The following is a 14,807-nucleotide window of genomic DNA, read 5'->3' as shown; positions in this document are numbered from 1 at the left end:
GCAGCGGCACGCCCTTGGGCCACACCACGCCCGACAGCGTGGCCGCCGACGGCAGGCGCATGCCGGCCCCCAGGCGCGTGCCCACCGGCAGCGTCACGTCGGCGCCGCTGACGATGCTGCCCGCCGCGAACAGCAGCGCGCCCGAGGCGTTGCGCACGTCGGCACTCAGCACCGTGCCCACCTTCAGTTCGAGTGCCTGGGCCAGCACGCTGGCCACCGGCATCACTTGCCCGGCCACGAAGAGCGTCGACTTGAGCGGCAGGTCGTAGTTGAGCGTGCCGGCGCCGCCTTCGAAGGTCGTGCCGTCGGCCAGCACCACGCCGCCGCGCGGCAGCACGGTGTCGCCGCGCAGCAGGTTGACGCCTGGCAGCAGCAGCCAGCCGCCGTCGTCCTGCGTGGCAGGCGGCGGCGCGAAGCCGTCGTTGATGCTGCCGAAGATGTCGAGGTTGCCGCCCGCGCGCAAGGCCAGCGCGCCCACTTCGCCCGAGCCGTACACGCCGGTCTTGCGCGTGTGCGGGTTGGCGCTCGCATAGCGGTGGCCCGACAGGTCGAGGTCGCCCTGCACCACCAGGTCGCCGTCGGCTGTCTTGCTGACGATCTCCACGCCGGGGCGCAAGTGGAAGGCATCGGCATAGCGCGCGTTGTTCAGGCCCGCGAGCTTGCCGTTCATCAACGCGCCGTTGGCCAGCGCGTGGTCGATGAAGGCCGTGCTCTGCAGGTGCTTGGCGTCGAGGTACGCCTGGTCGATGACCTGATAGGGCCGGCCGGTGGCTGCGGCGTCGGTGCCGAAGCGGGCATCGTCGTAGCGCCACATGCCGTTCACCGCGATGGAGCGCGCGCCGTCGATGGCGAGGGTGCCGCTGGCGTCGATGCGGATGTCGCCGACCGTCTCGCCGGTGCGGCCTGCGTTGAGCTCCAGCGTGCCGCGCGCCCGGCCGTCGTTCTGGCCCGGTTCGCCGCCCACCTTGGCGTCGGTGCCGTGGCGCAGGTCGATGCGCGCACCCGAGGCGAGCGTGAGCTGCCCGTCGTTCGACGTGAGCGCCACCATCGCGCGGTTGGGCGAATCGATGATCTGGCCGTGGCTGTCCACGCGCAGCGTGCGGCCGTGCGCGTCGAGCACCGCGCTGCCGGCCAGCGTGAGGTTGTGCTTTGCCGCCAGGCTGATGCGGCCCACGCGCTCGCCGCTCGCGTCGATGGTGCCGGTGACGGTGAGGCTGCCGTTGTCGAGCGACACGTTCACCTCGCCGGCCTTCAGGCCGTCGCCGATGGAAAGGTCGCCCTGGCGCAACTGGAAGCTGCGCGCGCCGAACACGCCGCCGTCGTTCAGCCGCTGATTGAGCGCCGCGAACTCGGCATCGCCGAGCTGCCGCGCGCGCACTTCCACGCTGCCCGCCAGGAACGGCACGCGCGTGCCGCCCGCGTCGTAGTGGCCGCTGCTCGCGCCGAGGATGCGGCCCTGCAGGTCGACTGTGCCCCCCGCTCCGGCTGCATCGTCGAGCGCCATCGCCTTCAGCGTGCCCGCGCGGTTGTTCTGCGCCGATATGTCGATCACCGAGCCCGCCGCCTGCCGCAGGTTGCCGTGCAGACTTTCGAGCACCACGTCGCCGCCGGCGCTGTACCTGCTCACGTCGTTGAACACCACCTGGCGGCCCGACAGGTCGAGCACTGCGCGGTCGGTCAGCGTGAGGTCGCGTTCGGCGCTCAGCGTGAGCTTGCCGCTGGGCAGCGCCACGGTGGTGTCGAGCGTCACGTCGCGTCCGCGCAGGCTCAGCTCGGCGCCCAGTGCCGCATCGCCGGTGGCAGCCGCCGGCGCGCCGGTGGGTGTGGCCACGCGCAGCGTGCCGCTCGCCGTGATGCGGTTCACCGAACCCGCCTCGCCCGTCAACAGCGGCGCCACGATGTTCAGGTTGCCGCCGCTGTACGCGTAGCCCTTGCCGGCTTCGTACGCGCCCTGCGACTGGTAGACCGAGAGGCTGCCCTTGTGGTTGGCGCTCAGGCGCTCGCTGGCCTTCAGGTTCACGTCGGCAAAGCCCAGCACCAGGCGGCCGGCATCGTCCATGCCGCTCGGCTGGCTGTTCGGGCCGTAGCCGAACTCGATGTGCTCGGCCTCGATGTTCAGCGTGCCGCTGCCGGTGCCCGCGCCACCGCGCACCACGGCCGAAGGCGCCGTGGTCGCGCCCTGCCACACCAGGCGGCCCGTGCGAATGGTCGCCACGTCGCCCGCGTCGCCCTGGCCGTAGATGGCGGGCGTGGCCAGCACCAGCTGCGCCATCGTCGCCTTGCCGGTGGCGGGGTCGATGGTGTCCAGCGCTGCGGTGCCGAAGAAGTTGACGCCGCCGCTGGCGCTCAACTCCAGCGTTTCGAGCGCGGGCGCGCCGTACTGCCGGTCGCCGCGCAGCAGGCGGTCGAGCAGGGCCTGGCTCATGGCCAGCCCCGGCGGCAGCGTGTGGCCGGCCTCGGCGGCGGCCAGCGCGGCGCTGTCGCCCACGTTGATGCCGCGCACCGCCAGCGCGAGGTGGCGTGTGCCGTAGCGCACCGCCTCGTTCATCTCGAAGCGGTCGGGCGTCACCATGGCGATGGTGCCTTCGGAATACAGCTCGGTCTGCCCGCTGCACGACGCGCTGGCACACACGCCGATCTGCAGGCTGCGGTTGTCCGACTCGGCCTGGGTCTGCGGCACCGGCAGCGTGCTCACCCGGCCGTTGGAGACCATCAGCATCTGGCCGTTCGCGGCATAGACGAAGCCGTCGTCGGCGTCATACGCGGCCTTGCCGCGGCCGAGCGTGTGGATGCGCGCGCCCTGCTCGACGACCACGCCGAGCGGCGAGCCTTCGGTCACCGCCACCGCGGCCAGGAACACTTCGGGCGCGGACAGCACCGCCCCCTGGCGCAGCACCACGCTGCCCCCGCCGTCGCCGGTCTGGATGACGTTGCCGCTCTGCCCATAGTCAGCACCCTGCAACCCGCCGATGACCAGGCGCGCCGCGCCCATGCCGCTGAGGGCGCCGGCGTCGAGCGTGACGCCCTGGAAGCCCGCCGTCGCCGGCGCGCCGGCCGCGACGATCTCCAGGCCGAACTGCTCATCGCTGGTCGTGGCCGCCACGGACCCGCCCCGCCCGCCCGCGCCCACCCGGAAGCGCGCCGTGCCGTCGAAGCGGAAGGCGTCGGCGCCCGCACCGGGTGAGAGATTCAGGTGCAGGTTGCGTGCGTCCGCCGGCAGCATGGCGCGCGGCACGCCCACGCGCAGCGCATCGGCGCGCACGAAGTCGGCGTAGCCCATCTCGTTGTATTGCGAGTAGCTGCGCAGCACCTCGCCCGAGGTCACGATGGCCTGGCGGAACAGCGTGTCGCCGATGCCGGTGCGGCCCACGCCCAGTTGCGCGGCCGTGAGCCACGAGCCGTTACGCATCGCCAGCGTGCCCGTGGGCGCACCCAGGCCGCCCGCGCCGTTCAACTCCACGCGGAAGGCGCCCCGCTGCAGCGCATAAGTCGAGGGCATCAGCGTGTAGGTGCCCGCGGGCAGGCCCGGCACGCCGGCGCCGATGGTGATGTGCTGGCCCACGAGCGGATCGACCGCGCCCTTCTCCGCACCCGTGGGCGCCACCGCCGGCTGCACGCCGGGCACGATGGCATACACGGGGTTCGTCGCGAGCCCTGGCAGCGTGAAGCCGCCGTGCGTGCCGACCTGCATCAGCGGGCTGAAGCGCGCGTCGGTCGAGCCGCCGCGTCCGCTCACGAAGCCCGCGCCCGTGAGGTTGCCGCCACCCGACAGGTCGAGCGTGGCGCCTTCCTGGCCCTGCACGCTGGCCCCCATGAACGTGAGGCCGATCGTCTGGTTGCGTTTGTAGAGGTCGCCCGCGCCCACGCCGGTGAGCTTGACCTGCTTGCCGTCGTACAGGTAGTTGAGGCCGTCGACCGTGCCGCCATAGGGCATGTTCAGCCCCTCGCCGCTCACGGACGTGAGGCTGCCGGGCAGCAGCTTGACCTGCGTGGTGAGCGCATCGCCGAGCGTCAGTTGCCCGAGCGGCACCCGCACCACGCCGCCCTGCTCGATGACGCCGGCGCGCAGCGACAGGTTGCCGAAGGCCGCGTACGGCACGTCCGGCGTCGCGCCCGTGCCCTCGATGCGCAGCGCCGTGTCGGGCCGGTAGGTGCCATCCGGCGCCAGGCCCGCGGACACGAGCGCCACCACGCCCGTGGCCGGATAGATCTGCGCGGCGCGCAGGGTCAGGCTGCCGGGCACGACGAGGCTCGTGGAAATGCCGACGTCTTGCCGGCCTTGCAGAAAGCGCAGGTCGCCGCTGCTGGCCAGCGTGACGTGGCCGAAGGCGGCCAGGTCGACCGTGGGCGCTTCGCTCGCGCTGTCGAGCACCGGGACCTTGCCGTTGACGCCGAAGCCCATGCCGTCGCGGATGTCGATCAGGTCACCGGCCACATCGAGGCGGGTGCCAGAGGGCACGCGCACCACACCGCCTTCGGCGCCGGGTGCCCTCAAGACTTCGCGCGTGAACGACGGCATCGCGCCGGCCAGCCGCACATGCGCGGCCGACAGCGCCACGTGCGCGTCGTCGGGTGCGTCGGTGCCGAGCGCGAGGCCGCCGGCATAGATCTGCAGGCTCTGCCGCATGCGCAGGTCGACGCCGTCTTCGAAGGCGAGCGTGGAGCCGGCAAACAGCGAGAGGGTGTCGAAGCCGCCGCGCCGGACCGTGTCGGTGCCCAGCCGGGCCTGGCCGTATGCGAGAGCGCCGTCGTCGACGCCGGCCTGCAGGGTGTCGGGTGCGAGCGGTGCGCCTTGCTCCACGCCCAGCACCAGCACGCGGTGACGGCGCACGCGGTCTTCCGCCTGCTGCAGCGGGTCCAGGTGCAGGCGCAGGCCCGGCGTGCCGAGCACCACGGCCAGCGTGCCGCCGGCCGCGCGCTCGCCGCCTGCGACGGCGCGCAAGCTGCCGTCCAGATGCAGCCCGTTGTACGACGCGAGCGAGATGCTGCCGCCGTTGCTGGCGACGTCGGTGGCGCCGAGGCCGTTCACGTCGAGCACCGCATGCGTGCCCGAGGCATCGAGCAGCGCGCCAGGGCGCACGACGACGAAGTTCTGCGACGCGGTGGCCTTGCTTGCCAGCGCATCGATTTCTCCGCCGACCACGATGCTGCCGCCGTCGCGCACCAGGCCGTAGCGCTTGCCGGTGGTGTCGGTGGCGGTGGCCGCGTGCGCCGACGCATCGAGCACCGCCTGCCCGCCGATCCAGATCGAGCGGGCATGGGCCTTTGCATTGGCAATGTCGGCCTCGAGGTCGGTGATGTCCACCGTCTTCAGCACGATGCGCCCGCTGTTCGCGCGCAGCGTGCCGTCCACCGTGAGCTGGCCGGCGCTGCGTACCTCGATGGCCTGGCCCGGATCGACATGGATCGTTGCGCCCTTGCCCACCACGGCCTGCACCGTCGGCAGTTCCTGGGCGAGCGTGGTCGTCGTGCCGGCCTGCAGCGACAGGCTCGCGCCCTTGCGCTGCGTGAGCACCGCCTTGGTGGCGTCTTCCTGGTAGAGCGGCGGCGTCCACACCTCGAGCGCGTCGGCCGGGCGGCTGCCGGTGACGATGTTCTGCGCGTTGGCGCCGAAGCGGTACACCGGCATCGTCACATCGACCTGCGCACCGTCGGCCACGACAAGGCCGTGGTTGCCGATGAGCGCATAGCGGCTGAAGCCCTTGTCGAAGAAGCCCGCGTCGAGCATCAGCGTGTCGGCCTGCGACATGCCCGAGGTGTCGCCGATGGCGACGCGCATGGTCTGCACGGTCAGCGTGCCGCCGCCGTCCACGCCGTGGCCGCGCAGCACCGCGCCGTCGAGCGCGACATGGCCGCTGCCGGCGTTGAAGCCGTCCGCCTCGAGCGTGACGCTGCCGCCCTTGCCACCCTGCTGCTTGGCCTTGGCCAACAGCGCCGCGCCGGACGACACGTCGATGACGCTGCCGGTGCCCAGCACCACGTCGCCGGTGCTGCGCACCGACACGCTGCCGCCGTTGCGATACGCCACGCCGCCCGCATCGGCGGGGTTCGTCAGCAGGTGGGTCCACAGGCCGCGGGTGTCGAGCGTCGCGCCGTTTGCGAGCACCACCGAGGTCGTGCCGCCGGCGGGCGCGGTGAGCGTGCTCGTGTCCTTCAGGTAGTTGAGGCTGACCTGTTCGAGCACGTTGCCCAGCTGGATGCTGCCGCCGCGCGCGACGAGGTCGGCGTTGACCTTCACGCCCGGGCTGTACAGCGTGATATTTCCGCCGTCGCCCGCCTGCAGTGCCGTGTCGACCGCGATGCTGTCGGTGGCCGCGAGGCGCACCGCGCCCAGGCGGAAGCCGCTGAGCTGCGCCGCGTCGAGCACCAGCGTGTCACGGCGTTCGGCCGGCAACGCCGTCGCGAGGTCGAGACCGGCCGCAATGTCGGCCGTGTCGCCCAGCACGACGTTCTTGATGCCGGCGCTGTCGAGCCGCCGGTGGATCGCACCGGTCGCCTTGTCGTAGTAGGCGTCGTAGCGGCCCACGACGAACTGCCCGCGCTGCGCCACCGCGCCGGTCGACTGCTGGTAGCCGTCGAGCCCGGCCTGGCGCGCCTGTGTCTGCCGGGCGCCCTGGAAGGTCTCGCCGACGATCTCGCCTTCGAGCACCGCGGCCTGGGTGCCGACGACGAGCAGACCGGCATCGCGGCCCACGGTGTAGCCGCTTTCCAGCCGCGTCTGCGGGCCGATCAGCGGGTTGTAGAAGAAGCCCGTGGTGTTCTTGCCCCAGCGCGCATGTTCGTCCTCGAAGCCCTTGTAGACGCCCGTGTAGCGCAGGTCGCCCGGCGCCTTCGACACTTCGTACAGCCGCCCGTCGGCGCCCTTGAGCCAGCTCTGGTTGAGCTTGCCCGTGAGCACGTCGAGCGTGCCACCCGAAATGTTGATGCTCGCGCCGCGCTGCGTGACCAGCTCACCGCCGCTGAAGCCCACCACGCCGCCCTGCGCCATCCACTCGCCCATGCCGTGCGCCTGCGTGCCGAGGTAGCCGCCCACCTCGAGCAGGCCGCCGCCGGTGTACCAGCGTTCGCCCTGGTAGCCGCCGGTGCCGTCGGGCACGAAGACCAGCGAGCGCCGGTCGATCCACAGGTCGTTGTTGTTGAGGTTCTTGCTGTCGCGGTTGAGCGGCGCATCGCGCTGCTCGTTGCCCTGCACGTTGATCTTGATGTTGTTGGATTCCATCGCGAGCTTCACGCCCACCGCGCCCGACACGTCGATGCGCGCGCGCTCGCGCACGAGGCTGCGCTGCTTGGCGTCGACCACCACCTGGCCGCCCGTGGCCAGCGTGAGCGAGTCGGCCTGGAACTCGACCGTGCCGCCGCTGGCGATGTCGACGCGCGACAGGTCGCGGCGGTCGTTGCCCGCCAGCACGATGTTGCCCGTGCCCACCTGCACCGCCGGTGCCATGAGCCCGGTGCGCTGGCTGTCGAGCGCGGTCGCGCCGCTGGTGTCGAGCACGATGGCCGTGGTGCTGCCTTCGCCGAGCGTGACCTTGCCTGTGGCACCGGTCGCGTTCAGGTGCACCGTGCCCCGTGCGTTGACCGACGTGCTGGAGAGGATGACGCCGCCTTGCACCACCTCGCGCCCCGCCAGCGTGACGTCGCCGGTGGGCGCCTGGATCAGGCCCGAGTTGCGGACAAGGCCGGCCTTGCTGTCCGCGGCCAGCGTCACCGCGACTTCGTTGCCGCGCGTGGTCGAGCCCAGGTTGCCGTCGGTGCCCACGCCCTTGCGGATCGTGAAGCTGTCGCCCGCCGCCAGCATCGCCTGCCCGCCCGGCGTGGCGATCTCGCCGGCGTTGTGCACCTCGCTGCCCAGCAGCAGCACATAGCCGCCGCCCTGCGTGGCCGAGCCCGGCGCGGGCGTGGAAAGCCTTGCGCCGGCCTGCACCTCGACGCGGCCCTGCGCGTTCTTGAAGTTGGGCGTGTTGCCGTTGGCGTACACGCCGTGGGCCTGGAACTGCGCGTCGTCGATCTGCGCCGCCGCGGCCACGAGGTTGCGCGTGTCGACTTGGCTGCTGCCGCTGAACACGATGCCGTTGCGGTTCGCGACCATCACCGTGCCGTCGGCCTTGATCCGCCCCTGGATCTGGCTCGGCCGCGCCTGCGGGTCGTTCACTTTGTTGAGCACCGCCCAGTCTTTCTGCTGCGCGAAAGCCACGGTGGTGTTCTTGCCGACGTTGAAGGTCTCCCAGTTCAGGATGGCCTTGTCGGCCGTCTGCTCGACGGTGACGACCGTGCGGCCGTCGACCTGCTTCTGCGACTCACCGGTCAGGGCGCGCGCATTCGACCAGCCGGCCGTCAGCGAATTCGTGTCGACCTTCAGGCCGCCGTCGGCCAGGCCATCGGGCACCGAGGGATCGTTCTGCGCGGCGCGCCGCGCGGCCTCCTGTGCGGCCTGCTGCGCCGCGATGCCGCGCGCCGCCAGGTTCAGGTTGCCGATCGATTGCCGCAGCTGCTCGCTGGCGCGCTGCTGCTGCGCGAGCGGGCTCGTGAACTGCGCTGCCGGCGACCCGTTGGGCATCAGGCCGGTGGCCGTGGCGGTGGCCTGCGCCGCGCCCTTGGCGTTGAACCAGGTCGGGCTGAAGGCGCGCTGCGCGTGGGCCGGCGCGGTGGCCGCACCGGCGGCCAGTGCCAGCGCCATGGCCTGTGCCAGCGGCGAAATCCGGAAGCTCCTCGCATGCACGGCAGCGCCCTGGCGGCGGCTGCGGTGTCCCTCGTGTGTGTTCATCTGACGACCCGTAAAGAATGAAATGCACAGGCACGGAATCCGTGCCCCTTACGGGACAGACCGGGGAACGCAAACAAAACCGCTAACTTTCTGGACCAATCCTGAGCGCACGCGAGGGCCAATCAGGCTGTCACATTCATCAGCTAAGGAGCAGCACGCCGCCCGGCAGCGCGCGCGCATCGAGGTCGTACGAGCGCTGGATCTGCACCAGCACCGTGTCGAGCGAGGCGATGGCGAAACGCCCGCTGACTTCACGCCCGGCCAGGCGCTGCGCCAGCAGCACCACGCGGCCCGGCCGGTAGCGGTTGATCTCGTCGATCACATGCGCCAGCGGCGTCTGGCGGAACACCAGCACGCCGCTGCGCCAGGCCGAAGGCTCCCGGGTGGCCACGCCCGCCACCGGCCCGAGCGAGCCTGCGTCGTACAGCACCTGCTCGCCGGCCTGCAGCTCGCGCGTGCCCCTCGCATGCGTGACGCGCACGCGCCCTTCGAGGCAGGTCACGCAGCCCCGGCCCGCGAGGTAGCGCACCTCGAAGCGACCGGCCTGCGCCTCGCTGCGGGCCGCGCCCGCCACGACGCCGAAGGGCTGCGGCCCGGCCACCAGATCGACCGCCGCCTCGCCCGCGATCAGATCGATGCCGACGACGCGGCCCTCGACGCTGCGGCGCTGCACGCTGGTCTGCGTGTTGAGCGTCAGGTCGACGCCTTCGGCCACCTGCACCGCGCGCTGCTCGCCGGTGGCCGTGCGGTAGTCGGCGTTCCACTCGCCGAGCGACGGCCACAGGCCCAGCGGCGGAGAGACCACCGCCACGCCCGCAGCGCCGGCCGCGCCCACCGCCGCACCGAGGAACGCGCGACGCGCCGCCACGGGCCGCGCCGGCACCACGGGAGGTCGTTGAACTTCGGCCGGCATGCCGCCGATGGCCGGATCGAGCGCCTGCCACAGGCGTCGGGCCTGCGCGAGCGCGGGCTGGCGCAGCGGGTCGCCGTCGCGCCAGCGGCGAAAGCCTTCGACGTCGTGCTGCGTCGCCGCGCCGGACGACAGCCGGCGCAGCCAGGCCTGCGCTTCGCGCAAGGCTTGTGCGTGTGCATCGGGCGGGGTCATCGGGGCGTCAACCCGTGCGCGTTGAAAGATTTCGCATACCCATGAGACGGCTCTCGACGCGGTGAACCGCAATTTATTTGTCATGCGGCTCCCTCGCTTCGTGAGCGCGATCCACGCGGTCCACGCGGCCCATGCGGGCGGCGATGTGGTCATGCGCCTCCTTGAGTTCTTTCTCCACCGTGCGCAGCGAGATGCCGAGCCGCGCCGCCACCTCGCGCTGCGGCAGGTGCTGCCAGCGCACCATCACCAGCACCTGCCGGCGCCGTGGCGGCAGGCGCTCGATGAGCGCGCGCAGCGCAGCCAGCTCCGCGCGGTCTTGCACGATCTGCGCAGGGCCCGGCGCGGGGTCAGGCGTTTCGTCGAGCAGCGCCTCGATCTCGTCGGACGTGGCGAGCCGCCCCTGCTTTGCGATCTGGTCGTAGGCCAGGTTGACCGCCACGCGCAGCAGGTAGGCGGCGGGGTCGTGCACGCCGTCGATGTCGTCGCGGCTTTCCAGGCGCAGCCAGGTGTCCTGCAGCGCGTCGCTGGCGCGGTCGGCGTTGCCCAGCCGCCGCGCGAGCCGCTGCTTGAGCTCGTCGTAGCGCGCGACCAGAAAGTCGCGCAATGCGGGCAGCGCGTTCTCGGGCATGGCGATGCGTCAGTGCCGCACCGGGCATTCGAGCCCGGGCGTCTGCGAGCGCGGCAGGATCAGCATCGTGAGCGGCTGCGCCATGTCCGGCGGCGGCGCGCGATCGATGCGCAACTGCCGCAGGGTGTCGAGGATGGCGTCGTCGCGCACACGGTCGCCGCTGGTGTGCAGCAGGAAGGCATGGGCGATGCGGCCCGTGCCATCGATGACGAAACGCGTCGCGGCCCGGTAGCCGCCCGGCGCCGAGCGCGGGTGCGCGCACAAGGCTTCCCAGATGCGGGTCTGGACCAGCCCGTCGTAAGCGCGGTCAACGGTGGCGGGCGCGGCCTGCACCGCGTCGGCAGGCCGTGCCGGCGCGGACGTTGTCGGTGCGAGCCGGAGCACGAAGGCGGTCGTGGCCCCCACGCCGGCGTCGTCGGCGACCAGGCCCGTGCCCGCGAGCAATGCATCGAGTGCGGCCTGCGCATCGAACAGGCCGTGCACGGGCGCGGCACGGCGTCCGGCCACGCGCTCGGCATCGAAGAACACGGGCAGCCCGGTCGCACGGCCGTACTGCTCCAGCGCCGCGGCCAGCGGCTGGGCCGTGATGTCGAAGGCGATGCGCGCGTCGTGCGGTCGACGCGGTGCCAGGTCGGACTGCGCGCGGGCGGTCATGCAGGCGACCAGCGCGAGGCAGGCGAAGGAGACAAGAGGAAAGGAAAGAGGTGCATGCCGCATGAGTTCGATACGCCCGGCGAAAGCCACGGCCCGGGGGCATGTCGAAGCGGATGCTAGGTTCGCAGCATGACGTTCGGATGACGCGGCAGGTTTGCGCTCAGCACTTCGGCGACCCGGCCCGCGCGCAGATCGGCACGAAGATCCGCGCGCCCGCGCGCTGCACCAGCAACGCCGCCGTGCCGTCGGCCCCATCGAATGCCTGCGCCAATGCCTCGGCGCTGTCGATCGGCTGGCCATTGAGCGCCAGGATCACGTCGCCCGGCTGCACGCCCGCGCGCGATGCCGCCACGTTCACGCGCTGCACCAGCAGCCCGCCCTCCACGCGCAGAAACTGCCGCTCGGCCGGCGCCAGCGGGCGCACCGCGAAGCCCAGACGTGAGGGCATCGAAGCAGCAACATCACCCTGCAGGCGCGGCGTGTCGTAGCCCTCCACTTTCACCTCGACCACGTGCTCGGCGCGGTCGCGCCACACCATGAGGCGCGCGCGCTGCCCCGGCACCTGCTCGGCGATGAAGCCGAGCGCGTCGGCCGCCTGCACCACCTCGCGGCCCTGCACCGACAGGATCACGTCGCCGGTCTTCAGCCCGCCGCGCGCCGCCGCACCGCGCGGCTCCACGTCGGTCACCAGCGCGCCGGCCGGGCGCGGCAGGCGAAAGGTGTCGGCCAGCGCCTGCCCCACCTCCTGCACGGCCACGCCGATGCGCCCGCGCGTGACGGTGCCGGTGGCCAGCAGCTGGTCCTTGATGCGCATGGCGGCGTCGATGGGAATGGCGAACGACAGCCCCTGGTAGCCGCCGCTGCGGCTGTAGATGCGCGAGTTGATGCCGATCACCTCGCCGCGCAGGTTGAACAGCGGCCCGCCCGAGTTGCCGGGGTTGATCGGCACGTCGGTCTGCAGGAACTGCATCGACTCGGCCCCCGGCAGCAGCCGCCCCTTGGCGCTGACGATGCCGGCCGTCACCGAGTTGCCGAAGCCGTAGGGCGAGCCGATGGCCGCCACGCCGTCGCCGGGCTCCACGTCCGCCGGATCGCCGATGCGCACCGTGGGCAAACCCGTCGCGTCGATCTTCAGCAGCGCCACGTCGGCCAGCGCATCGAGGCCGATCAGCCGCGCCTGGAACTCGCGCCGGTCGGGCAGCTTCACGCGGATCTGCGTGCCATGCGCGACCACGTGCGCGTTGGTCAATATGAGCCCGTCGGCGCTCACGAGGAAGCCGCTGCCCAGGCTGCTTTCGTCGGCCTCGGCCGGCGGTGCGCGCAGCAGCCAGCGGTCGCTGTAGCGGCGCGCCGGCACCGACGGCCGTTCCACGCCGATGTGGACCACGGCCGGCCCGTAGGCCTTGACCAGCGCCGCGAGCCCCGGCACCGGCCACGGCATGGCGGCGTGCAGCGGCGCGACGGCCGCAAGGCCCAGCAGCGCCGCGCAGATCAAGCGGCGGCGCGATCGGTCAGGTGCGCGCGACAAAGCTCAGCGTGAGTTGCAGCACCATCGGCTGGCGCATGTCGCGCGGCGGCGGCTCGGCCAGCGGCTGCGCGGTGAGCAGCGCGCGCAGGTCGGTGTCGGCCTGCGCATCGCCCAGCGAATCGAAGGCCACGCGCTCGACCTTGCCGCTGCCCGCGACCCACACGCGCACCACCACCGGCGCGGGCGGCACGGGCTGGCCCTCTTTCAGCATGCGGTCCTGCATCCACGTGTGCAGCCGCACCACGGTCTCGCTGGCCGGGTCGCTGAGCGACGACTGCAGCTGGTTGCTTGCGAGGTTGGCGTAGCTGATCCAGTGCTGCGGCACCTGCGGCTGCGGCTGTGTCTGCGCCGATGCCGCAAGCGGCGCGACGGCGGCCGACAGCCCGAGGCCGAGCCAGCCGAGCGCCAGTCGCAGGCGGCGCCAGCCGCGGGTCGTGTCGGAAGAAGAAGTCATGGATATGCAACGTCGTGAGAGCTATCAATCCAAGACGAAATGGCGCGCCCGCGACTGCCGTTTGTCACAAAAATTTCATGCACGACCTCTGCCCGCTCACTGCCCCAACAAGCGCCGCTCCTGCGCCGTGAGCTTCGTCTTCTGCGCATCGCCCAGCGGCCCGCGGCCCAGCACCTGCACCGGGCTGGTCTCGTCGTAGCCCACCGGGCGTGCCGTGGCGCGGCCCGCATCGGATGGCGCCGCCGCACCGTCGGCAGGCTCGTTGCCGAAGCCCAGCACGCGCACCGAGAACACCGAGGGCAGACTCTGGCGTGCCGCCGCGCGTTCGCGCTGCATCACGTCCTGTGCCGCTGCCGTGGCCTGCGAGGCCGCGGCGCTGGCATTGGTCAGCGCGCCCACGTTCACCGACGCCACCACCGGCAGGCCGGCCGACTCGCCCTTGACCTGGATGTTGGCCGCGTTCACCACCTGCAGGGCCGCGAGGTTCACGCTGCCCGACACGCGGATGCCCGCTTCGCCCGCGTCGATGGTGCCCAGCGGCGCGATCAGGTCCATGTCGCCTGCCGGCACTTCGGCGATGGGCGCCAGCGTGGCCAGGCCGGCGCCCGAGCTGGGCACCTGCGACGACAGCTTCACGTTGCCGATGTTGTCGTACACGCGCTTGGGCGGCGTGTAGACCAGCGTGGTCTTGGAGCCGCGGCCGGCGTTGATGTCGCCCTGCTCCGACCAGGCCAGCACGTCGCCGCCGAAGGTGGTCATCACGCGCGACAGGCCCAAGAGCAGGCTGCCTTCGCTGAACAGCTGGATGTGGCCCATGCCCTGCGTGATGACGCCCGCGCTGCCCGGCGGCACCGCGCCCTGCACGCCCACCACGATCTGCCCGCCCGGCGCGAGCATCTGGATGTCGCCGCCGAAGTCGGTGTGCACGCCCGAGGGGCCGTACAGGATGATGTCGCCGGTGCGCACCACTTCCTGGCCCGCCGCGTCGAGGTCGGGGAACAGCGTGGCGATCATGCCGCGACCGCGCAGGTAGCTGCCGTAGCGCGGGCCGTCCACGTCGTTGTACTCGCGGCCACCCGCACGCAGTTCGGCGAAGTACACACCGCGCAGGAACACGCGCTGCTGTTCGGGCGCCAGCGCCTTGAAGTACGCGAGCGCGCTGCCCGGGTCCTTCACGTCGGCGCTGGTGGCGACGAAGCCGTAGCGCTCCTTGAGCCATGCGGCCAGTTCGGTGTCATACGTTTTCACCACGCGGCCCGGCTGGCTGGCCAGCGACTGGCCGGGGCCCGACTCGGCGCGCTTCGCCGGGTCGAGGTAGCGATCGGCAATGGCCGAGAAATCCGGCCCGCCCACGCCCATCGGGCCCATGCCGGCCATCATCGCGATGCTCGCGCCGGGGCGCGTGTCGCCCTCGGCCAGTGCGCCGCGGCTCACCACGCTGGCACGGTCGTCCTGCGTGATGTGGCGGCCGGCCGAAACCTCCAGCGCGCCGGGACCCGCGACCTGCACGTTCGCATACAGGATGTCGCGTCCGGCCTCGATCAGCGACACATCGCGCGGGTCGTTGTTCACGATGAGCGCCTCGGTGCCGACGATGTCGCGTCCGGCGCGGATGCGCGCCGGTGCGGCCGAGCGGTACCAGGTCTCGGGCACGGGTTGGCCGCTGGAATCCAC

General features: G+C 72.1%; 7 protein-coding genes. All 7 read right to left on the bottom strand.

From position 1 onward, the window contains the following. Positions 1-8,764: filamentous hemagglutinin N-terminal domain-containing protein (locus AAG801_RS32955; protein WP_341892200.1), on the bottom strand; the 8,764-nt coding region annotated here is incomplete at its 3' end. A gap of 139 nt (positions 8,765-8,903) precedes the next feature. Beyond that, positions 8,904-9,869 carry a FecR domain-containing protein gene (locus AAG801_RS32950; RefSeq protein ID WP_341892199.1) on the bottom strand — a complete coding sequence of 322 codons (966 nt, stop codon included), beginning with the start codon at positions 9,867-9,869 and terminating at the stop codon, positions 8,904-8,906. A gap of 73 nt (positions 9,870-9,942) precedes the next feature. Continuing rightward, positions 9,943-10,497, bottom strand: a complete 555-nt coding sequence (locus tag AAG801_RS32945) for an RNA polymerase sigma factor (protein WP_341892198.1) — start codon at positions 10,495-10,497, stop codon at positions 9,943-9,945. Between the two features lie 9 nt (positions 10,498-10,506). After that, positions 10,507-11,151, bottom strand: coding sequence for a TonB C-terminal domain-containing protein (locus AAG801_RS32940; RefSeq protein WP_341892197.1), 645 nt, complete (start codon positions 11,149-11,151; stop codon positions 10,507-10,509). 160 nt (positions 11,152-11,311) lie between these two features. Next, positions 11,312-12,646, bottom strand: coding sequence for a trypsin-like peptidase domain-containing protein (locus tag AAG801_RS32935; RefSeq protein ID WP_341892196.1), 1,335 nt, complete (start codon positions 12,644-12,646; stop codon positions 11,312-11,314). A 16-nt stretch (positions 12,647-12,662) separates the two neighbouring features. Further along, positions 12,663-13,133 (bottom strand): YbaB/EbfC family DNA-binding protein, encoded by a 471-nt coding sequence (locus AAG801_RS32930; protein WP_341892195.1) that lies wholly within the window; start codon positions 13,131-13,133, stop codon positions 12,663-12,665. Between the two features lie 96 nt (positions 13,134-13,229). Next, on the bottom strand, positions 13,230-14,807 hold a 1,578-nt coding region (locus tag AAG801_RS32925; RefSeq protein WP_341892194.1), incomplete at its 5' end, for a filamentous hemagglutinin family protein.

The organism is Variovorax sp. YR752 (assembly GCF_943372545.1).
Note: the sequence above shows the minus strand (reverse complement) of the source record. Positions and strands in the feature narration are given on the sequence as shown.

Excerpts from the sequence above, each read along its gene's own strand:
- AAG801_RS32945 (WP_341892198.1), bottom strand. The coding sequence starts at position 10,497 with ATGCCCGAGAACGCGCTGCCCGCATTGCGCGACTTTCTGGTCGCGCGC.
- AAG801_RS32950 (WP_341892199.1), bottom strand. The coding sequence starts at position 9,869 with ATGACCCCGCCCGATGCACACGCACAAGCCTTGCGCGAAGCGCAGGCC.
- AAG801_RS32930 (WP_341892195.1), bottom strand. The coding sequence starts at position 13,133 with ATGACTTCTTCTTCCGACACGACCCGCGGCTGGCGCCGCCTGCGACTG.
- AAG801_RS32940 (WP_341892197.1), bottom strand. The coding sequence starts at position 11,151 with ATGACCGCCCGCGCGCAGTCCGACCTGGCACCGCGTCGACCGCACGAC.